Here is a 26,376-nt window from a genome sequence, read left to right as displayed (position 1 = left end):
ATGGATTTTTTATACAGATAAATAAATATTAAGAAAGTTTAATGAACTTGAAAAGATCACAAAGCCGAGTCAAAGTGCATTTCACGACCTAACAAAATAAGGACTATCGATTTAATTAACATGTAGACACCTCTAAAAACTATTAAGCCAAGAAAATATAGCTAAAGTAATCTAAAAGTAGTACGTCATTCCGTCAGGTGGTTACTGAGCGTAGTCGAATGTACTTGACCTCGAAATCTAGCAAATAGCTTATGTTTAAGCTATTTGATCAAGTACTACTTTTAAACGTAGTAGGCAATATTTGCCCAAGTACTACTTTTAGATGTAGTAAGCTATAAATGTGAAATTTCACTAAGCGAAGTCGAAGTGCTTATTTTGATAAACTTGTATTAATCAGCAATCAGATCATACTCAGTAGATTCAGTAATCTCAACAGTTGCAAACTCACCCACTTTTAAGCCTCTCTCTGCTGCATCGCCAACAATGACTTGTCCATCTACTTCTGGTGCATCATATTTAGTACGACCAATTGCATAGTTCTCTTCAGGGTTTATTGAATCAATTATGATCTTTTGCTCTGTACCAACAAAACCTTCAAGCTTATTAGCACTTATTTGAGCTTGCAGACTCATAAACTCATCTAAACGCTGTTGTTTAACTTCTTCAGAAATTAGATTATCAAGTTGATTGGCCTTTGCACCCTCTACTTCTGAGTATTTAAAACAACCAACTCTATCAAGCTGTGCTTTATCTATAAATTCTAGTAAATGCTCAAAATCTGCTTCGGTCTCGCCTGGAAAACCTACGATGAAAGTACTTCGAATAGCTATATCAGGACAAATATCACGCCACTTGTTGATTCTATCAAGAGTTTTTTGCGTATGTGCTGGTCTCTTCATCCTTTTTAGAACTTCTGGTGATGAATGCTGTAGAGGTACGTCAAGATAGGGATTTATTTTGCCCTGAGCCATCAGTGGTACAATTTTATCAACATGCGGATATGGATATACATAGTGCAGTCTTGTCCACATATCTAACTCTCCAAGAGCAGTAGCAAGATCTAAAATATTACTTTGATATTCTTTATCATGCCATATACCCGACTTATACTTGATATCAACACCATAGGCTGAAGTATCTTGAGATATTACAAGTAACTCTTTAACACCAGCATTTTTAAGTTTTTCAGCTTCTTTCATGATATTGTCAATTGAGCGACTTTTTAGCTTACCACGAATATCTGGAATAATACAAAAAGTACAAGTATTGTTACAACCTTCTGATATTTTCAAGTACGAATAATGTCTTGGAGTAAGCTTAATACCCTGTGGTGGTACTAAAGATACAAAATCATTAGCAAATATCGGAGCATGAGTATGCACAGCTTCAATTAGATTCTCATAATCTTGAGGTCCCGTAATACTTAGAACTTCTGGATGTTTTTCTTTGATAAGATCTGCCTTATTTCCCAGACATCCTGTTACAAGTACTTTACCATTTTCAGCAATTGCTTCTCCTATCACCTCTAGTGACTCATCAATAGCAGAGTTTAGAAAACCACAAGTATTAACTATAACCATATCAGCATTATCATAGCTATCTACCAAATCATAGCCTTCCGCCTTTAGTTTAGTTATTATACGCTCAGAATCAACTAGGTTTTTTGGACAGCCAAGACTTACAAAACCAATTTTAGGAATTTTAATCATAATATTTAATTCAAACAAAAAATTATGCGACTATTGTAGAACAATTTGAGATAAAAAAATAGTTAAAGATAAAATTACAAATCGAAATGAAAGATCATTAACTAATTTGAAGAATTACTCTCATCACACTTCACACCGAAGTCAATTTCAGTTCTTCTATCTAAATAGAATGCCTTTTCAGAAGCTTTATACATACATGCATCATTAACACCATCTGTACAGAACTCATCATAGAACTGTGCTGGTTCTGCTGCAGGTTTTAATTTACCATAGCTTACAACACAGATTTGGTCTTTATTTACATTTTTACCTAGTAAATAGTTGTATACAGATTCAGCACGCTTTTGCCCTAGGTTGAAGTTATATTTCTCGCTACCTCTAGGGTCAGTATTACCAGATAACTTAATTGGTTGATCTGGATGCGCTATTAGATAGTCTGCTGTTTTATCTAAACATTCTTTAGCATCATCAGTAATATTATAGCTATCAAAACCAAAATATACTGATCTACAGTTAATATCCATTAACTCTTTTTTCATCTGCTCAACCTGATCTGAACTCATATTATCAGAACCATATATTTGCGAAGACATCTCTAAAGCCTGTGAACTATCAACACCAGCATACTTATCTTTGATTAAATCACTATTATCTGGTCTAGTGCTTGAACAGCTCGCTAACATAAGTATAGAACTTACAACAGCTACACTCATAATACTTTTTTTCATCATATCTAACTCCTATTTTTAGCTATTTTCAAAACTTGAAACTTCATAATTACCGCCATTATCTGCATAACCGCTATAACTTGAACCATAATCTTCACCACTTTTAAGCGTACTAATAAAACCAGGACCACTTGTTTCATTTAACGACGATCCATCTAAACTACCATTTGCATTAGCTTGTAAAGGAGGCCCTTTATACCACGCGCAACTTGTAACTAACAAAGCTAAAGCAAAAATAATATAACTTTTTACCAAAACTTTCATACAAGCTCCTTAAAAGTTTTTGGGTGACCAGCTTGGTGACTGAATTAAGATGTTACCATTATTAGCTGTGTCAACATTAAAATGATTATCTCCATCTAATGATACCATATCTAACGAACTATAGCCTCTAGAGTTTGTAGATATATATGCGATCATATTGCCAAATGGAGATACTGTAGGTGAACTGTCTGATTTACCATTTGTGATATTTGTCACACTTCCATTAGCTAAATTAAAATCAGCTATCTGAGTACCGCTTGATCTAGATTGATTCATAAACACTATATCTTTGCCATCTGGAGTATAATTTGGCTCATAGCCTTGATATATTCTACTACTTAGTTTAGATGATTGAGGATATCTTGAGTTAACCGGCGCAACATAAATATTTGGACGACCATCTCTATCAGATGTAAATACTATGCTTTGACCATTTGGTGAGAATTTTGGAGCTGTATTTATACCATTTATAGTTATTCTCTTTAATGCTTTGGTAGCCAAATTTAATATGTAGATATTAGTTTGATCAGAATACCCCTTAGATAAAGCTAGAGCAATTTCTTTACCATTAGGAGAGAATGATGGAGAACTATTAATCCCTTTAAAATTAGTTATTCTTGTAACTTTACCTGTAGCTATCTCTAGAGTATATACCCCCATACTACCGCCACTATAACTTGAGTAGACTATATACCTACCATCATTTGACCATGATGGTGTAGCTATAGGATTATCACTTTGTCTAAGAACTGTATGCTTGTTATACCCATCATAATCAGATATTATCAGTTCATAAACTCTACCATATCTAGCATAAGGATTACTTACTTGTACATATGCTAACTTTGTCAAGAAGAAGCCTTGCTCTCCAGTAATTTTTTGATATGCATAATTAGCGATCTTATGCGCTAGAGGTCTCACTAAAGATGTACTTATATTTTTATATGTTATTGATCTGATATAACTCGTATCATTTCTCTTATATATTTGTACTTCAACACTATAGCTATTATTTGAATCTTTTGTATATTTTGTTAAAACAACATAATCAGACTTCAAACTCTTCCAAGGTATATTCTGACTTTGATTAATTTCATACTTAATAGGATCTTCGCCCTGTAGCTTACCATTATGGTTAAGATCTGAAACTATTATAGAATTTACTTGTTGAGGAAATTGATCTACAACATTATTACTAATTACCGTTACCAACGGTTTTTGAATAACTCCGTTTGTTACAGTAGCAACTAGTTCTGCCTGTAAGCTCGATAATAAAAAAATAAAAATACAAAAAACAGCAATAACTTTTCTAATCATAATTTCTTTTGATCCTTCACATTTGTTCAAACTTAAAACGAACATTTTCATTTTGTATTGTTTGCATAGCAACAATATTAGAAACTTTTGGAGGCGTTGTATTTTTAACAGCCTCAATTAATGACTGATCACAAGCATCATTCCCAGATGTTCCCGTAAGCTTTATAAATTTACCATTTTTAGCAATAGCCTCTGGAAAATCATAAATTCCTCTACAATCATCCTTAACCCAATTTTCACTGACTCTACTTGCATATTCGGTAATATATCGACCAACTGCTAAATTTGCTTGGCTCTTTAATACTTCACGTTTAGCTGAAGCTTCTGCCTCTGCTCTAGCTTTTTCTTCGGCTTCTTGTTTAGCTCTTAGCTCTTGTTCTTTTTTACGTTTTGCCTCTTCTTCGGCTTTCTTTTTCTCTTCTAGCTCTTTTTTACGCTTTGCTTCCTCTTGAGCCTTTTTCTGTTGCTCAGCTTGACGTTTTTGCTCTTCTTGAGCTTTTTTCTTAGCCTCTAAAATAGCCTTTCGCTCTGCTTCTAACTTTGCCCTTTTCTCAGCTTCTGCTTGTTCTTTTAATTTTTGTTGATGTCTTATAAGAGCCTGTTTTTTTGCTTGCTTAATATCTTCTCTAGCTTGTTTTAGTTCTTGCTGGTGATTTTCGTAAGCAGAAATCTGTTTATTCAATTCACTACTACTTATCGATGTTGCTTGGATAATTTGAAGTTGCTTAGGAGCCTTCTGAACCTCAGCACTCAAAGCTGCCTGGCTAGTTTCAAACTTAAGATCACTTATAAAGGCTAGAGTATATAGCAATATCACAATACCAATATGTACAAGTATCGCTTTTACTAAGAATGGATTTTCATCCACTGTTTTTTTACAGAAACTAATAATTTTTTGATAATTAAGATTTGCCATCTTCAGTGACTAACCCCACTTTATCTACACCTGCTCTTTGAATCAGAGCCATAGCTTTTACTACCTCTCCATAACTTGCACTGCTATCTCCTCGTACGTATACAGGCTTACCAGGAGATTGTCGAGATAAGCTAACAACTGCATTTGTAAGATCTCTAGCACTTAAAGGAGCTTTTGGATCACTAACTCCTTGATTAACAAAATACTCTCCATCCCTGTTGACAGTAACAACAATTGGCTTACTATCGTTAGAAGGTATTTTCTCAGATTGAGCTTTAGGTAAATCAACCTTTACACCTTGTGTTAGTATAGGTGTTGTAATCATAAAAATAACCAAAAGCACCAACATTACATCAATGTAAGGTACTACATTGATTTGCACCATTGGTCTTTTTTTTCTAAAAAATCTTTTGTTTCTCTTTTTCATATTAAAAAGCCATTATTTAAAAGCTTTCTTGATGTTGCTGTTGAACTTCATCTCTATGCGCTTCTTTCAAAAGTAGTATACATAGATCATCTTGGAATGATTCATAACCTGACAAAACATCATCAACCTGATTAGACAATCTACTATGCCCGATAACGGCAGGAATTGCTACAAAAAGACCAAGTGCTGTAGCAATCAATGCTTCTGCGATATGAGGAGCAACTACAGAAATTGTAGCCTGTTCTACACCACCAAGTGTATTAAATGATGACATAATACCCCAAACAGTACCAACTAGTCCAATATATGGAGATACAGCACCTATCGTAGCCAAAGCTGGCAACTTTCTATCTAGCTCTTTCGCCTCTTGAGCTATAGCTATACTTACTGTTCTTTCCATACCTTCTAGAATAGTATCGCCTCTTAGTATCCCAGTATCTTTAAGATTATTAAATTCTCTTAAACCTGAGCAAAATATTATTGATTTACCAAAGATGTTTTCTTTATGTTGGAGATAATAATCATATAATTTCTGTATATGATGTCCTGCCCAAAACAACTTATCAAATTGAACTTGCTCATTACGATATTTTTTGACACGATTGTTGACTTCAAACATAATAGCCCATGAGTAAACAGACATACCAACTAGACCTAACATAATAAGCTGAACTATAAAGTTAGCATGTAAAATTAATTGAACTAAAGAAATAGAATTATCCATAAATATTCCTGACAGATTTATATTTTCATATATTTTCGCGCGTGTTGTCGCTAATTATACGTAAACTAATATAAATTATAAACCATTTAATGCATCTAAATTAAATATAAATCTGTTATTATTTATAAATAATAAAATTTCAGATTGATATGTAATGAAAAAAACGACTTTACTTATACTAGCTTTTGTTGCTACAGCTTTAATCTCATGTACAAATTCAACCGGAGACTCTTTTGGCTATGTAGCTCCACCACCAACTGAACAAAACTTAGACTCTAATGAGCCAGGATATATGCAACAACCGGGTGGCGTTTCTGCAGGTATTATAGGCGAACAAGGTCACGCAAGCCATGATGCTTTTGTCACAATTAAAGAATAATTTTTTTACTTATCTGCGTCTATTATTTTTTTACCATCGACAACTGAATCTTCATTTAGATCGCTATTTTTAATTTTTTGCTTATACATATAATGAGATATTGGACCAGACAATGCATATCCAATCATTATTAAATATAATAATCTCTCAGGCATAGTAAATAACATCAAAATTATCAATATAAAACATATTATGTAAAGTTTACTTATATTGCCCTTACCATCACTATCTTTAAAACTTCTAAATTTAATATCACTAACCATCATAAAAGCAAGATATAAAGCTGTAAATATAGTAACACACACTAGTAAAAATATAATAAAGTCATGACCTGTGTCTCCAGCTCTACCAATCAGCCACTGGCCAGACCAGATTAAACCACATATTGTAACAGCACCTGCTGGACATGGCATACCATAGAAATATAATCTTCTCTCAAGTTTTTGTTCCTCTGAGTCCGCTGGAACTTCAATCATAGTATCAAACTTCGCTAGTCTTAGGGCTACTGCTAATAAATATAAAAATGAAATAGCAGCTCCTATAGGTCCAAGATGATGCAACATCCAAAAATACATTACCAATGCAGGAGTAGCCCCAAATGAAACAACATCTGCGAGACTATCTAAAGCAGCACCAAACTCGGTTTGAGTATGAGTATATCTTGCTACTCTACCATCAAATGCATCAGCAAACCCTGACAATAACATATATACCGCTGATGAAATAAAATTACCTTGAAAAGCGGCAATAATAGCCAAGAAAGCAAATAATAAACTAGCACTCGTAAATAGGCTAGGAAGTATATACTTCGACCTCTTCATATCAATATTTTCTAATAACCACATAACCTTAACCCTACTACTTTCTTAACAAATCTGGTCTTAATATTTTAGCCCCACGTAGATATATATGATTTATATCAACTTGCGACTTAGTTGTATTATATGTCAACATAATCCGAATACAAAATTCTAATGCTCCCTCACGCGTCATTTGTTGGCAGTCAATCAAAGGCACATCCACCAAGCCAATATCACGAGCTGCAACGGCAGGAAACTCTGATTTAATATCCTGGGTTGCTGTAAATATGATGTTAACGATATCTTCAGACTCAATATCATTATGATTTATCATCTCCTGCAAAAGTTCTCTAGTCATACTTATTACATTTTCTTTAGTATCACTATCTATTGTTGTTGCACCCCTGACTGATCTCTGCATAAGGTCTTCCTCAATTAGTACCAATAATTTTTTGTTTAAGAAGTCTCGGAAGAGGGAAGTAAACCTCTTCTTTGATACCATCAAACTCCTCCACATCAACACCACCTTTACAGACATTAGATATTTCAGAGATTATCTGTTGAACAAGATATTCAGGCGCAGAGGCTCCAGCACTGACTCCACAAACTTTCTTATTATCAAACCATGCACTTTCAATATCCGCAGGATTATCTACCAAATAAGCATCAATCCCTTCTAGTGTCGCTAACTCTTTCAATCTATTAGAGTTAGAGCTATTTTGTGAGCCAACAACAACTAAAACATCTATTTCTTTAAGCATTGATTTTATTGCTGTTTGACGATTCTGTGTTGCATAACAAATATCTTCTTTTTTTGGTCCTTTGATATTTGGGAACCTATTTTTTAAGGACTCTATAATTCCTTGAGTTTCATCCACAGATAAAGTAGTTTGTGTCGCGTAATACAAATTATCAGGATCTTTTATACCTAGCTTAGCAACATCCTGTTCACTTTCGACCAAATATATAGCTCCTTTTTCACTGCGATACTGACCCATAGTACCCTGAACCTCAGGATGTCCCTTATGCCCAATCAAAACACACTCAGCATCATTATTACTTGCTAAGCGAACACCTCTATGGACTTTAGTAACCAATGGACATGTTGCATCATATAACACAAGGTTTTTTTTAGCTGCAGCTTCTTCAACTCGAAGCGAAACACCATGAGCACTAAATATACACACAGCATCATTAGGAACTTCATCGACCTCTTTAACAAAAACCACGCCCTTTTTCTTTAAAGAATCAACAACAACCTTATTGTGGACAACTTCATGGCGCACATAAATAGGAGACCTTTCAACCTCTAGAACTTTCTCTACAGTCTCCACAGCTCTACTGACTCCTGCACAGAAACCTCTAGGATTAGCTAGTAATATCTTCACCTAAATCCTCCTCTTTTTCAGCTATATCTAAAATCTTAGCTTCGAATACAATTATCTGACCAGATAAAGGGTGATTAAAGTCGACTGTAACATCATTTTCATTAATTTCAGTAATCAATCCTGGTAACTTAGAGCCATCTTTTTGGCTAAATGATACAATTAAACCTTCTTCTAACTCCATATCCTTCGGAAACCTATATTTAGGCACAGAATAAATGCTCGCAGGATGCTTTTCACCAAAAGCCTCTTCTGGCATCAAAACAACTCTTTTACTATCTCCAACAGATGCTCCCTCTAGCTCACTTTCAACTTTATCAGTAAAGCATCCTTGACCCATTTGAAATATGAAAGGTCTATTATAGTTTTCTGTATCTTCAGCGATAGAACCATCTTTCAACCTAAATTTAAAGTGCATTTTCACAAAGCTGTCTGAAGTTATTTTCATATAAATTCTAATTGTATTTTTTGAACTTGAAGATACCATATTTAGAGATTTTATTCATCTTTTGTTTATATAACAAATTGATTTTATCAATATTTATCAATATAAATCAGTAACCTAAGCTACAAATACTATTCTCATCAAAAACTTTATAGTAGAATCCTATTAATAAGTCCATAAGTTTTATTACCACCTATGAAAAAACTACTAAGCATTACTTCAATAATACTGTCAACATTAATTATAACAGGTTGTGAAACATTTACAGGAAGTGAAAATCCTAGTGATGAAAACCTTTCTTTTCCTACATTAGGACCTTGTACAGAAAAATTAATAGAGTCCAACCAATCTTTTATATGTTTAAAAGAACAAAAAGGTCCAGACTTAATTCAAACAAATATTAAGTTCGATGCAGATAGTTACAATCTTAATGACCAAGCCAAGCAAGTTCTCAACAAACTCTATGCTTACCTAAAGCTTACAGACACTACAACATTCACAATAAGGGGATATGCTGGAAAAGTAGAATCAAAACTACTAACCGATAAACACATATTGACTGAGTATAATATTAGACTATCCAAAAATCGTGCAGAAAGTGTTGAAGAGTATCTTGTTAGAAGAGGGTTAGATAAGGACAATGGAATTATAATTAAAGCCCTAGGATACCAAGACCCTATTGCACCAAATGATACAAGTTCAAATAGAGCAATAAACCAAAGAGCCGAGATTACTCTAAAAAGTAGACTCGTTGAACAAATAGATAACATAGAACAAAACCTAAAACATGTAAAACCTGCAGACTACACCAAATTCTTCTCAAACGTTTACCTATTAAATGGTAACGAAGTCGATGATGTATCAAGAATATACGACTCTAGAGAAAAAAGACCGGTACTAAGTACTAACTACAAGATATTCGCAGATAAAGAATACCCTCAGAATGTTGATAATAAAAACTTTATAATCATATCAGAGCCTAAACCAATAGCATCTTTTAACGACGATACCAAATACTACAGATTAGGAACAGCAAAATATGATCATACTTACAAAGGTATAACAGCTCTTACAATCACTAATCTAACCAGGGAGGCTAGTGTTGGTGATTACGTAATACCTGATGCTATTGCAGATCAAAAGCTTCCAAGTGAAACTTTTAAAATGAAAAGCAAAGTAACTGCAAATGTACTTGAAGATGTTATGAATACGAATACATTCTCCTCATCTTATAATAGTATCCTACTTAACAAGGGTGCTACTGATGGACTAAAACTAGGAGCTGAAGTAATATTATACGAACCTGAGAGTAGGACTGATGGCTTCCCTATTCCTCCGAAATATATAGGTTATGGCTTTGTATATAGGGAATCAAATAACTATTCTATAGCAATAATAGTTAACTCACTGCAGGAAATAACTAGCAGCTCAATGGCAACAACTCGACTGTAATGAATAATACTACCAAATCTATAATAATTCTTTCATGCACACCATATTTTGGCAATAATCGCCTACTAAAAGCGTTAGAAACTGGTGTTACTTTTAGTGAGATAATCGATAATCCAAGCAAATATACCAAAAGCTTATTCTTGCGTCAGGAGAGTATAGAATATCTTAATAATAGAAAGTACCAAAGCTATCTAGACAAACTGTATAGCTGGCTAAAAAACAACAATAACAAATTAGTAACATACTCAGATCAAGCTTATCCAGAAAATCTCAAACATATTAACAATCCTCCTTTTGTATTATATTGTACTGGTAATACAAAGCTTTTAGAGACTGCTCAATTAGCAATTGTTGGTGCAAGAAAAAACTCTACTTATGGAAAGAACGCCACCTACAAACTTTGCAAAGAACTTAAAGACTCAAATATCACAATAACGAGTGGACTAGCATATGGAATAGATACTCTAGCTCATAAACATGCTCTTGAAAACAGTTTAAACACTATTGCAGTAGTAGGTACAGGAGTTGATATTATATACCCAAGTTCAAATAGAGAACTATATAGCAATATTATTTCCAATAATGGATTAATAATATCTGAACTACCTCTAGGAACAACAGCTTCACGTTATACTTTCCCTCAGAGAAATCGTATAATTAGTGGACTATCTAAAGGAGTAGTTGTAATTGAAGCAGCTAGCAAAAGTGGCTCATTAATAACTGCTCAACATGCTCTTGAACAAAACAAAGAAGTATTTGCAGTACCAGGAAGTATTTTTAGTACATCAAGTCAAGGTTGCAATGAGTTAATCAAACAAGGAGCGAAACTTGTTTGTGATATTAATGATATTTTAGAAGAGATAAATATTGACCCAAACAACTCTTTACAAGAAACTTCTACAAAAATAGCTGACGATAATATAAACCTAAGCAACTCCGAAAAAGTGATTCTAGACATTATAGGTCAGGGGCTCACAACAATTGACAAAATAGTTACTGAATCAAAACTTCCTTATATGGAAATAACTCCAATCCTATTTGAACTCGAACTCAAATCGCTGATCGAATCAGTACCAGGTGGATATATAAATACGCAATAAATCGCAACTCAGTAATTACTATAGCCACAGGGGTCTGCTATACTCTATCTATGTGGTAACACTGGTGTTCAAGATGGTTCTACAGTTAGTGCTTAACATACTCAAAAATCCCTTCATAGCACTATTTTTAACAGTGAGTATTGGTTATCTACTCGGAAAGATAAAATATAAGACTTTTGTATTAGGTGGTATTTCAGGATCTCTGATAATTGGAGTGATCATAGGACAACTTAATATTATGATTCCACCAGAGATAGGCTCTTTGTTTTTTGCTTTATTTATATATGCCGTTGGCTATCAAGGAGGAGCACAATTTTTTAGATCATTAAATAAGAGTACTCTCTTATTGTTAGCTTCTTCGACTATAACATGTCTCTTAGGGTTAATATGTGTATTAACTTTTGCTTGGATATTCGGATTAGATAAAGGTACTGCAGCTGGATTAGGTGCTGGAGGATTAACTCAATCAGCCATGATAGGTTCAGCAAATAATGCAATAGCTGCCATAAGCTCACTGCCAGAGTCAATTATTCATACAATGCAAGCTAACGTCGCCGTTGGATATGCAGTATGTTATATCTTTGGATCTTTTGGGCCAATTATCCTATTAGCTACAATCTTGCCACTTATAATGAGATGGGATATCAGAAAAGAAGCTATCAAGCTAGCGACTGAACAATCAGATGGTAGCTTGGATTTAGAAGTTGGTCAATTCTCTGCTTTTAGCGAATACACTACTCGAGCATATAGAATTAGTCACAACTCAGAACTACTAAACAGATCAGTTGTAGAAATATATAAAGCATATGAGTATAAAGTAGTAATAGAAAATATCATTCGCAATGATAAGCTGCTAACCATAACCCCTAAAACCACCATAGATACTAATGATATAGTAGCCATAACATTCTACGAAGATTTAGACATACAATCTATCATTTCAAATGATGATGAAGTTACCAAACCTCAGCAATTCAACTTCATTGAAGAAAAAAGATCTTTGATATTAACAAACAAGAATCTTTTCAACAAAACTATCCAAGAAATCAAAACCATAATTCAAGACAAAAACTACTATGGAGTATTTTTACAAAAAATTATTCGCTCTGGTCAAAAGCTTCCTATTTCTGACGAGCTAAAGCTAAGGAGAGGTGATGAAATTGTATTAGTAGGCAAACCAGAAGATCTTGATAAAATTAGCAACAAGATAGGGACTTATATTTCTGAAGCTCCGATCACTGATTTCATCTTCTTTGGTTTAGGAATGGTTTTAGGCTATATTTTAGGCTTAATAAGTTTCAATATCTTTGGTATTTCAATAACTTTAGGCGCTGGCGTTGGTTGCTTGCTATCAGGCTTGATTTTTGGTTGGATCAGATCAGTTAAACCTCAATTTAGCAATCTACCATTAGGGGCTTCTAATTTTATCAGAGACTTCGGTTTAGCAATATTTGTAGCTAGTGTTGGAATTACTGCTGGACCTCAAGCCATAATCGCCATCAAGGAGCACGGACTTACACTATTTTTCTTGGGTATTGGTGTAACTATCATACCTCAAGTAATTTCTTTTTACATATCGTACTATTTACTTAAAATCAAAAACCCTATTGTATTATTAGCAACTATTGCTGGTGGTAGAAGCGCAAACCCTGGTTTTGCGGCTCTATTAGAACGAGCTGGCAACGCTACCCCTGTAATTCCATTCACATCATCTTATGCTTTAGCAAATATATGGCTAACACTATGGGGCCCTATTATAGTTGCATTAGTCACAATCATACCCAAATAAAAGGATATTTTTATGAGTCAACAAGATTTAAGTCCATTTGAATTTAAAGATGAATTAATAAAATTAGCAACAAGTAAAGCCGATAGATTAATGTTGAATGCTGGTCGTGGCAATCCTAATTTTTTGGCAACAGTTCCAAGACATGCTTTCTTACGCCTTGGAGACTTTGCACTTAAAGAATCTGAAAGATCTTACTCCTATCTTGATAACATTTTTGGTGGCTTACCTGAGAAAAAAGGCATATTAGAAAGATTTGATTTCTACTGCATGGCTAATGATAAGCTAGATGGAATTAGTTTTCTTAAAGCTGCAATCTCTTTCGTTGATGATCATTTAGGCATCAATAAAGAAGACTTTTTATATGAAATGACTAATGCATATCTTGGATGCAACTACCCTTCGCCACCAAGGATGCTTTCTATCACCGAAAAAATAGTAATGTACTATCTGCGTGAAGAACTCTATAAGAATACGGATATCCCACTAGAATTTGATATTTTTGCGACAGAAGGTGGTACTGCTGCTATGACATATATTTTCCAATCTGCGAAAATAAATGGACTACTTAATGCCAATGATAAAATAGCGATGATTAGCCCTATTTTTTCACCATATCTTGAAATTCCAGAACTTCCAGAATATAACAATACTATAGTTCACACCTATGCTGATGAGCAAGCAGATTGGCAAGTTACTGACAAAGAACTTGAAAAGCTACTTGATCCTACTATCAAGATTCTTTGCTTAGTAAATCCAAGTAATCCACCATCTGTCAAAATTAGCGACTCTGTTCTAGACAAAATAGCGAATATCATCGAAAATCACCGATCTGATTTAATGATTATTACCGATGATGTTTATGCAACTTTTTCAGATGACTTTGAATCATTATTCTCAAAATGTGCCTACAACACCCTTTGCGTTTACTCATTCTCCAAATACTTTGGAGCAACTGGCTGGCGTATCGGTACGATTACCCTACACAAAGACAATATTTTTGATAAACTAATTAGCGAACTTGATGATAGAAAGCTGCGTGAGCTTGATAAGCATTACAACTCTCTTACAACAAATTCAAGAACATTAAAGTTTATTGATAGATTAGTAGCTGATAGTCGCTCTGTTGCACTAAATCATACCGCTGGTATCTCACTACCTCAACAATTACAAATGAGCCTTTTTGCGCTTTCTAGCTTATTAGATAGTCAAGATATTTATCGTAAAGAAGCAAAAAAGCTTATCAGAAGGCGCTACAATATCTTATTTAATTCCATATCACCTAAGATACCGTACCATTATAATTCAGATAATGTTGGATATTATACACTTCTAGATTTAGAACATCTCTCAACTGTAATTTATGATAAGTTTTTTTCTAGATGGTTAATACAAAATCATAGTGTTAATAATATGCTAAAAACTTTAGCATCTGAGACAGGAGTAGTTCTTCTACCTGGTAATGGCTTTGATGACTCACACCCTTCCGCTAGAGTCTCTCTAGCAAACTTACGTGAATGTGACTATAGGAATATAGGAATCAATATTAGACAACAATTAGACAACTTATATTCTGAATATAAAAAATCTTGCTAAAAATCAAAACCAAATAGACTTTTATCATACTAATTACTACAATATAGCTTTTAGTGATTTAGCTGTAAAATATGTTGAAAACAATAGAATCATTCTTTGATCTAAAAGCAAATAACACCTCAATAAAAAAAGAATTCCTAGCAGCATTAGCTTCCTTTCTAGCGATTTCTTATATCATCGTGGTAAATCCAAAAATACTAGCTGCTGCTGGTATGCCTAGCAATGCTTTGGTAACAAGCACAATCTTAGTATCTGCTTTTGGTAGCATAATTATGGGATTATTTACACGCAATCCTTTTGTAGTAGCTCCCGGTATGGGAATGAATATTTTCTTCTCATATACTGCTGTATCAGTGTATCACCTACCATGGCAAACCGTATTAGGCGCAACATTTTGGTCAGGAATAATATTTAGCTTATTAGTAATTTTAAATATTCGTACAAAAATCATGCTAAGCCTCCCTAAGTCAATCAAGCAATCCCTAGGAGCTGGCATTGGACTCTTTATTGCATATATCGGCTTTATAAATAGTGGCTTTATTACTTCTAACGAAGGCCTATTAACTTTAAATAGCATCAATCCACATACCATATTATTTATGGCCTGTTTAATATTATTAGTAATACTTTTCATAAAAAAAATTCCTGCCCCAATTATCATAGTAATCATAATAGGCTATATATTCTCTATACCTTTAGAGCATTTTTCTCATGAAAAAATAATAGCTCTACCAACTACTATAGTAAGTGCTCCTGATTTCTCTTTGATAGGTCAAATAGATTTCACAAGTGGCTTAAAATTTGCTATTTTGCCAACAATATTCACGTTCTGCTTTTTAAGTCTTTTTGATGGTACTGGAACCATATCAAGCTTATATGGAAGTATGCAAAAAGAGCACAATCATAGAGATAAAGAACTAAAGAAAACCTTCCTTGCTGATGCTACAAGCGCTACAGTATCTGGCATACTAGGCTCTAGTCCATCTACAGTTGTTGTAGAATCTGGTGTAGGTATTGCTCAAGGAGCTCGCTCTGGCCTTACAGCTATATTTGCGGGTTTAATGTTTTTACCATTTTTATTCTTATCACCATTAATTAGCTCTATCCCAATAGAAGTCATTTCTCCAGCACTAATACTAATAGGTATAATGATGATGCAACAAGTAGCAAATGTTAATTGGAGCGACTTTGTTCAAGCAACACCGGCATTTTTCACCATAATAATGATGACTCTTGCATCATCAATATCAACAGGTATTGCTACGGGTATTCTAGTCTGGTTCTTAATATCTGTTTTTTGCAATAGAAAAGAGCTAAATATTACTGCCGGGATTATTACAATTTTCTGTGCAATCATGTTTCTTCATGCCGTTAATTTATTCTAAATGCACATCTACTTAAAGAACTAAAGCATCACCATTTTTTAATAAAAAATTAACTGTTTAGTATTTACTAATAATTATTCATTTAGCATAATTAAAATGATAGCAATTAATTTGTATCAATTTAATTTTAATAACTGTTAGGAGAATATAACCAATGACTATAAAAAAATTATCAGGAATATTATTTACTTCTGTTGTATGCGTAAGTTTACTTGCTTCATGCGGTCCAAATAAAAAAGAGCGCGCGCTAGAAGATCTTGAGCAACAACAAAGCCAATTAAACGAACAGGCTAAACAAGATCAACTACAAGCTAATACACTAACAACTGATGCTGGAAATCTTGATAAAGAGGCTAAGGCTGATACTTCTAAGTCTCAGTATGACAAAGATCAGGCAAATGTTCTAGATGCTGAAGCTCAACAGAATCTCTCAAAAGCAGCTAGCCTAGATGCACAAATTGAGAAAGCAAAATCTGACGCAACAGAATAAAACATCTCAAATTTTAAATTATTCTAACCCCATTTTTCTTCGTATTCTTTTTTATTCCAGCCAGTTCTAGCATAGCTGCCATCTACAACTAGAGGTCTTTTAAATAATAAGGCATCGGTAACTAAAAGCTCAAATGCTTCTTGCTCCGACAAACTACCAAATTTTTCTTTAAGGCCCATTTCCGTAAAAAGCTTACCTTTAGAGTTGAATAAGTCTATTACTTGAAAATTGCCAATTTGCTTTATCTCTTTCATTTCTTGCCAAGTAGGTTTTTTTTGTCTGAGATTTATATATTCAACTTTCTTACCCTTTTCTTCAAAAAACTTGAGGGCATTTCTAACACTTGTACAATTATTTATCCCAAATACCTTTATCATATTATTCTCCTTCTTAAACTAATAAAAGAAACCTTTGATTCCATCAAAAATCATTTCTACCGAAATAGCTACTAGCATCAAACCCATAACCTTTGAAATAACATCTATAGCATGCTCTCCTAAAAATGCAGATATCTTAGGAAGATACCTAAAAAACAACCATAATATAATTGCTACAAATACTAAACATATATTACCGATAATTTTTGCTTGAAGTGTAATAAAGTACTTATGAGACTCTGTAATTACCGTTGCTATTGTCCCAGGTCCTGCCAATAAAGGTATAGCCAAAGGCACAACTGCCAAATCTCTAGCAGAAACAGCTTTTACATTAGCATTTGACCCTGACTGTGTTAATACTCCCAAAATTCTCAAGCCAAAAAACAAGACAATTACTCCGCCACCAGCACGAAAAGCATCTTGATTAATACCAAAAACTGACAATATATCATCACCGAACCACACCATCATACTAAGTATCGCCAAAAATGCTAATATCATCATAGAGACAATTGCACTTTTTTCTTTTTGATCTGATTGTTTTACAGTATCAAGATATATTCCAGCTAATGAAAATGGATTAATTATCGCAAATAAGCTAATAATAAACTTTAAAATAATCGCTATTTTGACTCCTAAAATCACAATATAAAAATTCAATTTATAAAACGTTACACAAATACTATTTACCTAGAAACTAAATGTAAACCCACAATCAAAAATTTTACTCAAAATAGACCGAGTCTTCATCATATACTTTTAGAATAATATCAAGCTCTTCTTTTGTAAGTTTATGCGATAATTTTGGTAACTCATTAATATCAAAAAAATCTACCTTATTAACCTCAAAATTTGGGCTATTCTCGCCACCTACAATTTCTGCTACAAATACCAAACTGTAAACATTATAAATTTCACTTTGAGTATAATTATTTCTATCCATGAGCGCTAAAAATTTAGTCACTTTAATATCATAGCCCGTTTCTTCTTTAACCTCTTTGATACATGTTTCAACTGGCGAAAGATCAATATCACACCAACCACCTGGAATAGTCCATTCACTTGGAGTATCAGCATCTTCAGCCATTAGAAGTTTATTATTTTGAAAAATAACCACTCGCACACCTGGCTGTGGTGTTGGATAATACATATCCCTGTATATATCATAAGGTTGTACATCAGATTTGATATACTCATGTAACATTTTTGAACTTAACTCTAGTAGTTCATGGTAATTATCCAAAGCATATGGACATTTAGAGTAAACAACACCTGTATGTGATATTGCTTGGACTTTCTTTATAAACTCAAATATTTTATCTTTATGCATCAATTTATTTTTTCAAAGCAAATAAAGTAAAATATATCACATATACAACTTAAGATTAATGGCTAAACTTAGCTACAGTGTTATTTACAATGCAATAAAGGAATCACAATATATAAGAATAGAACATATTGCAATTTGGGTTAAAGATATTGAATCAATGAAAGATTTTTATTGTAAATACTTTAATGCAAAACCAAATGATAAATATATAAACCCCATAAAAGGCTTTTCTTCTTATTTCTTATCTTTTGAATCTGGAGCAAGATTAGAAATTATGCACTCAAAAAACATGAACAATTTAAATCTCGATAATACAGAAAGATTTGGTTTAATTCATCTTGCCATATCAGTAGGATCTAAAGAAAAAGTAAATCAACTAACAGAACAACTAAGAAGTGATGGTTTTAAGATTACCGGAGAACCTAGAACTACAGGCGATGGATATTATGAAAGCTGTGTACTTGACCCAGAACAAAATTTAATAGAAATTACAACTTAACAAAAACTCGTTATACCAAAAAATCAAAACCTACTATAAATTAATCTTTTTTGTTTTTATGTTTTTTACCACCATGGACTTTACATTTCTTTAAATCATTTTTTGAATTGGCTTTTTCTACACAGGCTTGTTTTTCTTGCAACATTTTAAGAATTCGTTGCTTTTTAGCCTCAAATTTTTGTTGCTTTGCTTGTTGATTATCTACATTTGTATTCGAATCTGTTGCACTATCTGCAGCAAAAATAAGTACTGGAGAAGCCAATAGCAACATTAATAACATTTTTTTCATATCTTGCTCCCTAAACTATCAAAAATGAAAAGAGTTATAGATTTAATATACCACACATATACTGGTATTATCACTATAATACTTGTCACTAAATTCTAATTCATTGAACATTAAGACATCATAAATCGATTACTTACTATACCTTAGAAAAATAAAAAATGACTAAACTACTGAATATGTAAATATATAATAAAAATTTACACAATATACAGAATGATACAAATAGAATTAACCTTTTTTGATTTCAGCAATCTTAGCTTTCCAAAGCTTAGGACCTTGCTGATGCGCTGAAACACCAAGAGAGTCTACAGCAACAGTTACTGGCATATCTTCTACTTCAAACTCATAAATAGCTTCCATACCAAGGTCTTCAAAAGCGACAACTTCCGCTTTCTTGATTGATTTAGAGATTAGGTAAGCAGCACCACCTACTCCCATAAAATAAACAGCCTTATTTTTTGCAATAGAGTCAATAGTAGCCTGACCTCTTTCTGATTTACCAATCATACCAGCAATACCAGCTTTCTCTAACATAAATGGTGTAAATTTATCCATACGCGTAGCTGTAGTAGGACCAGCAGGGCCAACAACTTCATCACCAACTGGATCAACTGGACCTACATAATAGATAAATCTACCTTTAAGATCTACAGGGAATTCTTCGCCAGCATTATACATATCCTGTAAACGCTTATGCGCCGCATCACGACCAGTCAAGATCTTACCTGTCAATAAAACATTATCACCAGACCTAAGAGCTTCGATTTCTTCTTTAGTAACTGTATCAAGATTGATTTTCTTAACATCATAATTTTGTGCTTGCTCGATTACTGGCCAATCTTCGATCTTAGGTGCTGGCAAATCAACAGCCCCAGAACCATCTAATGTGAAATGTACATGACGAGTAGCCGCACAGTTAGGAATAAGAGCTACAGGCTTACATGCTGCGTGAGTTGGGTATTCATTAACCTTAACATCAAGCACGGTTGTCAAACCACCAAGACCTTGAGCACCTATACCAAGAGCATTGACACGATTATAAATATCTAATCTTAGTTGCTCAGTCTCATTTTGAGGACCATTTTTGATGATATCTTGCATATTAATCTCTTCACCTAGAGATTCTTTTGCAAGAAGCATAGCTTTCTCAGCTGTACCACCAATTCCAATACCAATAATTCCTGGTGGACACCAACCTGCTCCCATCTGTGGAAGCATCTCTTCTACCCAGTCGATAATGCTATCACTAGGATTTAAAACTTTAAATTTTGACTTAAACTCAGATCCACCACCTTTTGCAGCGATATCAATCTCAATCTTATCACCATGAACCAAATCAATATGTACAATTGCTGGTGTATTATCTTTTGTATTTTTTCTAGCTCCATGAGGTGGAAAAACCATAGATGCTCTCAAAGGGTTATGTGGATCATTATAGCCACGACGCACTCCCTCATTAACAAGCTCTGTAATTGTTCTATCAGTTTTATCAAGCTTAGCATCCATACCAACTTTTACAAACGCACACACCATACCTGTATCTTGACAGATTGGACGCTTACCCATAGCAGACATTCTTGAATTGATAAGAATCTGTGCCATCGCGTCTTTTGCTGGCTTTGATTCCTCACGTTGGTACGCTTCATACATTGCATCAATAAAATCTTTCGGGTGATAATATGAAATATACTGCAATGCTTCTGCAACACTATTTATTAGATCTTCTGTCTTGATAACAGCCATTAGCTAATCCTCTTGTTTTTAAATACAATATTCACCTTTATTATACCAATATTAGCGAATATTTTTTAAGTTTATAATCTTATTATATCCATTTGCTATAGTTCTTAAAGCAACCAAGTAAGCCTCAAATATTTATGATTAGCACATATGAGAAACTACTTACACAAAAAAACACTAAACCAACGATAACTCCATTAATAACTTTATCTTTCTTAGATTTAAGTGTTCCTTTCCTAACACTATGCTTATACAATGTCCTAACAACTACCACCGTAGCTATCAAACCAATTAAAATTGCAACCACACTAGCCAATAACATAATAATCACACATCCACGTAATTTACTCTTTGCTTAAACCACTTATCCACCAATTTCTTTTTTAGATGTGGATATTCACTTTCTACTATAGCTGTAACACCAGATATTTTATCATAATTATCATAATACTCATTTATATCAAAAGTCTTAAATGTTGAAACTCCTGACTGCTCTTTACCTAAGATATCTCCCGCTCCGCGTATCTCGAGATCTTTCTCAGCCAAATAAAAACCATCTTGCGACTCTCTTACAAGCGATAGTCTTTTCTTGCCAACTTCACTTATCCTATCACTATAAAGCAGTATACAATAACTCTCCTTTGCCCCTCTACCGACTCTTCCTCTTAGCTGATGAAGCTGAGATATACCTAATCTTTCGGCATTATCGATAATCATAATACTCGCATTTGGCACATCTACCCCAACCTCAATCACTGTAGTGGCAACCAATACCTTGTACTTTTTGGCTTTAAAATCACTCATCTCTTGTATTTTATCTTTTGATTTCATGCTGCCGTATACAAGACCTACATTTTCCTGTCCTAAAGCTTCTGCTAGTTCTTTATGTAAAGTTTTGACATCCTGTAAAAAGTCCATATTTTCAGACTCTTCAACCAAAGGACAAACCCAATATACTTGTTCGCCACGAGATACTGCTTCTTTAACCTTACCTATTAAACTTTGTTTTTTAGCTCTATTTAAGACCGTTGTTACTATAGGCTTACGATTAGGCGGTAACTCATCAAGTATTGATAATTGCAAATTTCCATACAGAGTCATCGCTAGAGTTCTAGGAATAGGTGTAGCTGAAATTATGAGCTGATGAGGCACCAAATGCCTATCGTTTAGAGATGATTTATTAATTAAAGCTAAACGCTGCTCAACACCAAACCTATGTTGCTCATCAACAACTACCAGACCCAAATTACAATACTCAACACGCTCTTGAAACACAGCATGAGTTCCGACAATAACACAATCTTTTTTAGACTTAATAATCTCTAAACTTTCTCTAGTTTGCTTTGCAGTTAACTTACCTAATAGTGGTACAACCTCAATATCCAAATCTGCCATATATGATGCAAAAAAACTATAATGTTGCTCAGCTAAAATCTCTGTAGGCGCCATCACAACTGCTTGATATCCTGACTTAACTGCAGTATATACAGCCATAGCTGCCACAATTGTTTTACCAGCACCAACATCACCTTGCAGAAGCCTTATCATTGCACTTGATTGACTTATATCCGCTAAAATCTCTGTGATTGTACGTTGCTGAGCTTGGGTTAATTGATAAGGTAACTTTTTATAAAATTCATTTTGCTGAGACTCTTCTAAAGACAATCTTGGAGCACTACTATTTATTATGCTTTTACGAATACTCTCCTCAGCAAGTTTGTAGGCAAGCATTTCTTCAAACTTTATAGAAGATCTAGCAATATTTATAAATTTGTCATCTATAGAATCTGTAAGAGCATGGACATAATACAAGGCATCACTAAAACTCATCAAACCAAATCCACGCAATAGCTGTCTTGGTAAAATATCTGCAACACTTTTACTTTTAAGGCAAGATAAAATTATTCTAGACACCACTTTATCAGAGACCTTTTTTAACCGATAAACTGGTGAAAACTCTTTTTTGATAGCACACACACCATCTTTTATAACTGCCCATTCTGGATGAACCATTTGTGGACTCAAAGATAAATCGACTTTACCATAGCAACGCACATATTCAGCATTTTCAAGTGCAACTATTTGATTAGGGTAAAATTTAAACATTACAATAGTACAAATTCCAGTCTCATCATTTACTACAAAGCGTAAGAATTTCTTACCAAACTTCTTGTATGTTAAATTGGTTATTCTACCCTCAATGAGATACTTCTTATCTTCCACCAAAGAACTTATGGTGCTGACAAAACGAGTATCTTTGTACTCTTTAGGGAAGATTGTCAAAAGGTCATCCGGATTATACAGATTATATTTAGCTAGCGCTTTAATAGTTGCCTCACCAACACCTTTGACTTCATTAAATTGCATAAACTTTTAAACTAGAAAGTCGACTAAACTGAATTTTAACATCTCAAAAGTTAAATTAACAATTCAATTGCTAATAGTACCATTTATTGTTAAATTTGAATAAGCAACTTATAACTAAAAAATATAAACATCATGAAGAGAAAATTATTAATTACTATTTCAATCGCATCAATTTTAGGATTAACTGCTTGTGGTCAAACTGGAGCCTTATACTTACCAGATGAAAAAAATGCAAGCTCAGGTTCTACAATTGCCATTTCAGGCTCTAGCATGATGAACAAATCAAAACAACAAAGTTCATCATCAAGCAACAGTGATGACAAGATAGATAATGACCCAAGCGCTCCATCAAAACATGTTAATCCAACTCCAGCCGAGGGATATGAAGGAGAGAATAACTTCACCTATAACAATAACATTCAAGACTCTGCTCAAGCAGGAGGAACTCCTCTTGTATAAACACCAAAGTCTAGAGCCATAAGCAAAACAGTAAAACTTATTTATATTACTAGTTTACTTTTTGGACAAAAAATAATAAAATCATCGAGATATTGTATAAAAATAATAAATAAATTTGCCCAGGGAGGGTTTCTAAATGTCTAAAGTTTGTATAGTTACAGGTAAAAGACCTGCTACTGGTAATAATGTTTCTCACGCACAAAACAAAACAAGAAGAAGATTTTTGCCTAATCTTCACACTCATAGATTTTGGGTTGAAAGTGAAAATAAGTATATCAAGCTAAAAGTTAGCTCAAAAGGTATGAGAATTATTGATAAAAAAGGTATTGATGCCGTTCTTGCTGACCTAAGAGCTCAAGGTCACAAAATTTAATTAAGCTTTGTATAAAGAGGAATAAGAAAAATGAGAGAAAAGATTAGATTAGTATCTTCTGCTAAGACTGGACACTTCTACACTACTACTAAAAATAAAAGAGAAATGCCAAACAAAATGGAAATTAAAAAGTTTGATCCTGTAGTTCGCAAACATGTAATGTATAAAGAAGCTAAGATCAAATAGAAATAATATATTCTTAAACTTTTAAGGCCTTACACATGAAGCAAGCTTTTCATTTTAAAGGTGGTAACTATACTATCAGTGCCATTAATATTAATGTAACTGAAATTACACAGATTGAGAGTTTACTCAACTCAAAACTCTCGCAGTCACCATCTTTTTTCCAAAATACTCCTTTTGCGATTGATATTCGCGATATAGATAAAAGTGAAAAGTGTTCTCTCAATTTTTTAGAGAAAGTTATAGAATCATTCAAAAACAATGGTATGGTTCCAATAGGCTTTGTAGTTGATAACAAAGAGATAAAAACCCAACTAGCCAAGTCTGGTCACAATATTCTTAAAAGTGGTAAAGCCAAAGAAGCAGCTATTGATGAGGCTAAACAATCCTATTCAACAAAAATAATTACCTCTCCTGTGCGTACTGGTCAGTCTATTAATGCCCGAGATGCAGATGTGATTGTCACGGCAAATGTTAATAATGGTGCTGAGATTATAGCCGATGGTAGTATTATTGTATATGGCAGGGTTGGTGGTAGAGTAATTGCTGGCAGCTCAGGAAACAAAGATGCTAAAATAGTATGTAAAGACCTAAAAGCAGAATTAGTCTCTATCGCAGGAAAATATGTTACACTCAACAATGAAAGTATACCTGTTGATAGTTCCAAAACTGATGGGTATATAGTATATCTACAAGATGATAAAATCCATATAGAAGGTTTTTAAAGTAATTAAAAATAAGAGGCTTAAACTAAAATGAGTGAAAAAAAACAAGGTAAGGTTTTCGTAGTTACTTCAGGTAAAGGCGGCGTTGGTAAAACAACTTCTAGTGCAGCTATTGCATACGCTTTCGCAAGAAGAAACCTTAAAACAGTTGTTATTGATTTCGATGTTGGTTTAAGAAACCTCGATCTTATTATGGGTTGTGAAAGAAGAGTTGTTTATGACTTGATAAATGTTGTAAGAGAAGAAGCTACTATAAACCAGGCTATTATCAAAGATAAGAGAATTGATAACTTATATCTTATACCTGCTTCACAAACTAGAGATAAAGATGCTCTTACTGAAGAAGGTGTAGATAGAGTAGTCGAAGAATTAAAACAATCTTTCGATATAATTATTTGTGACTCGCCAGCAGGTATTGAAAAAGGTTCTTTAATGGCTATGAGATGTGCAGATGCTGCAATTATAGTAACTAACCCTGAGGTTTCATCTGTAAGAGACTCTGATAGAATATTAGGAATGCTATCTAGCAAAACTCTAAAGGCACAAAAAGAAGGTGAGTTTAAAGAAATTCATCTACTTCTGAATAGATATGATTCAGCTAGAGCAAAAGCTGGAGCAATGCTAAGGGCTGAGGATGTTAGTGAGATACTATATACTCCTATCGTAGGAATAATTCCAGAATCTAAAGATATTCTAGAAGCTTCAAATAGCGGCCATCCTGTAACTCATCTTGACGATACTATAGCTGCCAAAGCATTCTTTGATGCAGTAGATAGAATTCTTGGTAAAGATATACCAATGAGATACACAGAGCAAAAAACTGGTTTCTTTAAAAAATTAATAGGTAAATCGTAACTATGTTAGCTAAACTTTTTGGATTAGGCAAAAAACAACAGAGCGCCTCTTTAGCAAAAGAAAGACTTCAAATCATTGTTGCACATCAAAGAAATGAGTTGCATCCAAGATCTTCAAAAATCAGTAGTCATTTACTCGCTGAACTTAAAGATGAAATCATTGAAGTTGTTAAAAAATATGTCGCTTTATCCGAAGATAATATTCGTGACATTGATATAAAAGTTGAAGATAGTAGCAAGAATTCAACAATAGAAGTTAATATTCCTTTTAATTAGT

32 protein-coding genes are annotated in these 26,376 nt (G+C 33.6%); 14 read left to right on the top strand and 18 right to left on the bottom strand.

Going from position 1 to position 26,376, the window contains the following annotated elements; genetic code table 11:
* Window positions 1-389: 389 nt before the first annotated feature.
* From rimO to tolQ, 7 genes are all read right to left on the bottom strand, one after another.
* Window positions 390-1,709, bottom strand: coding sequence for a 30S ribosomal protein S12 methylthiotransferase RimO (rimO, locus tag FQ699_RS07660; protein WP_146421808.1), 1,320 nt, complete (start codon window positions 1,707-1,709; stop codon window positions 390-392).
* A 101-nt stretch (window positions 1,710-1,810) separates the two neighbouring features.
* A complete protein-coding gene (locus FQ699_RS07655) occupies window positions 1,811-2,440 on the bottom strand; it encodes an OmpA family protein (protein ID WP_146421807.1) in 630 nt (209 codons plus the stop codon).
* A gap of 15 nt (window positions 2,441-2,455) precedes the next feature.
* Complete coding sequence (locus tag FQ699_RS07650) at window positions 2,456-2,701, bottom strand: hypothetical protein (RefSeq protein WP_146421806.1); 246 nt, start codon at window positions 2,699-2,701, stop codon at window positions 2,456-2,458.
* Window positions 2,702-2,710: 9 nt separating this feature from the next.
* Window positions 2,711-4,015 (bottom strand): beta-propeller domain-containing protein, encoded by a 1,305-nt coding sequence (locus FQ699_RS07645; protein ID WP_179951692.1) that lies wholly within the window; start codon window positions 4,013-4,015, stop codon window positions 2,711-2,713.
* A 19-nt stretch (window positions 4,016-4,034) separates the two neighbouring features.
* Window positions 4,035-4,934 (bottom strand): cell envelope integrity TolA family protein, encoded by a 900-nt coding sequence (locus FQ699_RS07640; RefSeq protein ID WP_146421804.1) that lies wholly within the window; start codon window positions 4,932-4,934, stop codon window positions 4,035-4,037.
* Window positions 4,921-5,361 (bottom strand): protein TolR, encoded by a 441-nt coding sequence (tolR, locus tag FQ699_RS07635; protein ID WP_146421803.1) that lies wholly within the window; start codon window positions 5,359-5,361, stop codon window positions 4,921-4,923. The genes FQ699_RS07640 and tolR overlap by 14 nt, the downstream gene beginning before the upstream one ends.
* 16 nt (window positions 5,362-5,377) lie before the next feature.
* A complete protein-coding gene (tolQ, locus tag FQ699_RS07630) occupies window positions 5,378-6,085 on the bottom strand; it encodes a protein TolQ (RefSeq protein ID WP_146421802.1) in 708 nt (235 codons plus the stop codon).
* Between the two features lie 154 nt (window positions 6,086-6,239).
* Here tolQ and FQ699_RS07625 point away from each other — a divergent pair, with 154 nt between their 5' ends.
* A complete protein-coding gene (locus FQ699_RS07625; RefSeq protein ID WP_146421801.1) occupies window positions 6,240-6,464 on the top strand; it encodes a hypothetical protein in 225 nt (74 codons plus the stop codon).
* A gap of 5 nt (window positions 6,465-6,469) precedes the next feature.
* Here the strand turns inward: FQ699_RS07625 and FQ699_RS07620 are convergent, their stop codons facing one another.
* From FQ699_RS07620 to fkpB, 4 genes are read right to left on the bottom strand one after another with little or no spacing between them, the layout of a single operon-like run.
* Window positions 6,470-7,309: a CDP-alcohol phosphatidyltransferase family protein gene (locus FQ699_RS07620; RefSeq protein ID WP_146421800.1), complete on the bottom strand. Its 840-nt coding sequence runs from the start codon at window positions 7,307-7,309 to the stop codon at window positions 6,470-6,472.
* A 13-nt stretch (window positions 7,310-7,322) separates the two neighbouring features.
* A complete protein-coding gene (gene aroH / locus FQ699_RS07615) occupies window positions 7,323-7,685 on the bottom strand; it encodes a chorismate mutase (RefSeq protein ID WP_146421799.1) in 363 nt (120 codons plus the stop codon).
* A 10-nt stretch (window positions 7,686-7,695) separates the two neighbouring features.
* On the bottom strand, window positions 7,696-8,652 hold the full coding sequence (gene ispH / locus FQ699_RS07610) for a 4-hydroxy-3-methylbut-2-enyl diphosphate reductase (RefSeq protein ID WP_146421798.1): 957 nt from the start codon (window positions 8,650-8,652) through the stop codon (window positions 7,696-7,698).
* Window positions 8,633-9,097 (bottom strand): FKBP-type peptidyl-prolyl cis-trans isomerase, encoded by a 465-nt coding sequence (fkpB, locus tag FQ699_RS07605; RefSeq protein ID WP_013922152.1) that lies wholly within the window; start codon window positions 9,095-9,097, stop codon window positions 8,633-8,635. Before fkpB ends, ispH begins: the two co-directional genes overlap by 20 nt.
* 192 nt (window positions 9,098-9,289) lie before the next feature.
* Between fkpB and FQ699_RS07600 the strand changes: the two genes are divergently transcribed.
* From FQ699_RS07600 to FQ699_RS07575, 6 genes are all read left to right on the top strand, one after another.
* On the top strand, window positions 9,290-10,546 hold the full coding sequence (locus tag FQ699_RS07600) for an OmpA family protein (protein WP_146421797.1): 1,257 nt from the start codon (window positions 9,290-9,292) through the stop codon (window positions 10,544-10,546).
* On the top strand, window positions 10,546-11,646 hold the full coding sequence (dprA, locus tag FQ699_RS07595; RefSeq protein ID WP_146421796.1) for a DNA-processing protein DprA: 1,101 nt from the start codon (window positions 10,546-10,548) through the stop codon (window positions 11,644-11,646). The genes FQ699_RS07600 and dprA overlap by 1 nt, the downstream gene beginning before the upstream one ends.
* Window positions 11,647-11,719: 73 nt before the next feature.
* Complete coding sequence (gene aspT, locus FQ699_RS07590; RefSeq protein ID WP_146421795.1) at window positions 11,720-13,435, top strand: aspartate-alanine antiporter; 1,716 nt, start codon at window positions 11,720-11,722, stop codon at window positions 13,433-13,435.
* Window positions 13,436-13,447: 12 nt separating this feature from the next.
* Window positions 13,448-15,028 (top strand): bifunctional aspartate transaminase/aspartate 4-decarboxylase, encoded by a 1,581-nt coding sequence (locus FQ699_RS07585; RefSeq protein ID WP_146421794.1) that lies wholly within the window; start codon window positions 13,448-13,450, stop codon window positions 15,026-15,028.
* A gap of 71 nt (window positions 15,029-15,099) precedes the next feature.
* Window positions 15,100-16,413 (top strand): NCS2 family permease, encoded by a 1,314-nt coding sequence (locus tag FQ699_RS07580; protein ID WP_146421793.1) that lies wholly within the window; start codon window positions 15,100-15,102, stop codon window positions 16,411-16,413.
* A 154-nt stretch (window positions 16,414-16,567) separates the two neighbouring features.
* On the top strand, window positions 16,568-16,903 hold the full coding sequence (locus tag FQ699_RS07575; protein WP_013922146.1) for a hypothetical protein: 336 nt from the start codon (window positions 16,568-16,570) through the stop codon (window positions 16,901-16,903).
* Between the two features lie 23 nt (window positions 16,904-16,926).
* Here the strand turns inward: FQ699_RS07575 and FQ699_RS07570 are convergent, their stop codons facing one another.
* The 3 genes from FQ699_RS07570 to FQ699_RS07560 form a co-directional block, all read right to left on the bottom strand.
* Window positions 16,927-17,280 (bottom strand): arsenate reductase family protein, encoded by a 354-nt coding sequence (locus tag FQ699_RS07570; RefSeq protein ID WP_013922145.1) that lies wholly within the window; start codon window positions 17,278-17,280, stop codon window positions 16,927-16,929.
* Between the two features lie 18 nt (window positions 17,281-17,298).
* Window positions 17,299-17,940, bottom strand: coding sequence for a MarC family protein (locus tag FQ699_RS07565; RefSeq protein WP_257217893.1), 642 nt, complete (start codon window positions 17,938-17,940; stop codon window positions 17,299-17,301).
* 64 nt (window positions 17,941-18,004) lie between these two features.
* Window positions 18,005-18,610: an NUDIX hydrolase N-terminal domain-containing protein gene (locus FQ699_RS07560; protein WP_146421792.1), complete on the bottom strand. Its 606-nt coding sequence runs from the start codon at window positions 18,608-18,610 to the stop codon at window positions 18,005-18,007.
* A gap of 58 nt (window positions 18,611-18,668) precedes the next feature.
* Between FQ699_RS07560 and FQ699_RS07555 the strand changes: the two genes are divergently transcribed.
* Window positions 18,669-19,109 carry a VOC family protein gene (locus tag FQ699_RS07555; protein ID WP_224728120.1) on the top strand — a complete coding sequence of 147 codons (441 nt, stop codon included), beginning with the start codon at window positions 18,669-18,671 and terminating at the stop codon, window positions 19,107-19,109.
* Between the two features lie 40 nt (window positions 19,110-19,149).
* On the opposite strand, the gene FQ699_RS07550 is transcribed toward FQ699_RS07555, so the two are convergent.
* The 4 genes from FQ699_RS07550 to FQ699_RS07535 all read right to left on the bottom strand — a co-directional run bounded on the left by FQ699_RS07550 (window position 19,150) and on the right by FQ699_RS07535 (window position 23,505).
* Window positions 19,150-19,398: a hypothetical protein gene (locus FQ699_RS07550; RefSeq protein ID WP_146421791.1), complete on the bottom strand. Its 249-nt coding sequence runs from the start codon at window positions 19,396-19,398 to the stop codon at window positions 19,150-19,152.
* A gap of 228 nt (window positions 19,399-19,626) precedes the next feature.
* Window positions 19,627-21,141, bottom strand: a complete 1,515-nt coding sequence (locus FQ699_RS07545) for a fumarate hydratase (RefSeq protein ID WP_146421790.1) — start codon at window positions 21,139-21,141, stop codon at window positions 19,627-19,629.
* 124 nt (window positions 21,142-21,265) lie between these two features.
* Window positions 21,266-21,460 carry a hypothetical protein gene (locus FQ699_RS07540; RefSeq protein WP_044525612.1) on the bottom strand — a complete coding sequence of 65 codons (195 nt, stop codon included), beginning with the start codon at window positions 21,458-21,460 and terminating at the stop codon, window positions 21,266-21,268.
* A 5-nt stretch (window positions 21,461-21,465) separates the two neighbouring features.
* Window positions 21,466-23,505 carry an ATP-dependent DNA helicase RecG gene (locus FQ699_RS07535; RefSeq protein WP_146421789.1) on the bottom strand — a complete coding sequence of 680 codons (2,040 nt, stop codon included), beginning with the start codon at window positions 23,503-23,505 and terminating at the stop codon, window positions 21,466-21,468.
* Between the two features lie 132 nt (window positions 23,506-23,637).
* Between FQ699_RS07535 and lptM the strand changes: the two genes are divergently transcribed.
* The 6 genes from lptM to minE all read left to right on the top strand — a co-directional run bounded on the left by lptM (window position 23,638) and on the right by minE (window position 26,375).
* Window positions 23,638-23,964, top strand: coding sequence for an LPS translocon maturation chaperone LptM (gene lptM, locus FQ699_RS07530; protein ID WP_146421788.1), 327 nt, complete (start codon window positions 23,638-23,640; stop codon window positions 23,962-23,964).
* A gap of 136 nt (window positions 23,965-24,100) precedes the next feature.
* Window positions 24,101-24,337: a 50S ribosomal protein L28 gene (rpmB, locus tag FQ699_RS07525; RefSeq protein ID WP_013922135.1), complete on the top strand. Its 237-nt coding sequence runs from the start codon at window positions 24,101-24,103 to the stop codon at window positions 24,335-24,337.
* Window positions 24,338-24,367: 30 nt separating this feature from the next.
* Window positions 24,368-24,523, top strand: coding sequence for a 50S ribosomal protein L33 (gene rpmG, locus FQ699_RS07520; RefSeq protein WP_004286519.1), 156 nt, complete (start codon window positions 24,368-24,370; stop codon window positions 24,521-24,523).
* A 35-nt stretch (window positions 24,524-24,558) separates the two neighbouring features.
* Window positions 24,559-25,245, top strand: coding sequence for a septum site-determining protein MinC (gene minC, locus FQ699_RS07515; RefSeq protein ID WP_013922134.1), 687 nt, complete (start codon window positions 24,559-24,561; stop codon window positions 25,243-25,245).
* A gap of 30 nt (window positions 25,246-25,275) precedes the next feature.
* Complete coding sequence (minD, locus tag FQ699_RS07510; RefSeq protein ID WP_013922133.1) at window positions 25,276-26,100, top strand: septum site-determining protein MinD; 825 nt, start codon at window positions 25,276-25,278, stop codon at window positions 26,098-26,100.
* A 2-nt stretch (window positions 26,101-26,102) separates the two neighbouring features.
* A complete protein-coding gene (minE, locus tag FQ699_RS07505) occupies window positions 26,103-26,375 on the top strand; it encodes a cell division topological specificity factor MinE (RefSeq protein ID WP_012279974.1) in 273 nt (90 codons plus the stop codon).
* Window position 26,376: the final 1 nt, after the last annotated feature.

Source organism: Francisella salimarina (genome assembly GCF_007923265.1).
Taxonomy (GTDB): Bacteria; Pseudomonadota; Gammaproteobacteria; order Francisellales; family Francisellaceae; genus Francisella; species Francisella salimarina.
This window is presented reverse-complemented; position numbering and strand designations above follow the sequence as displayed.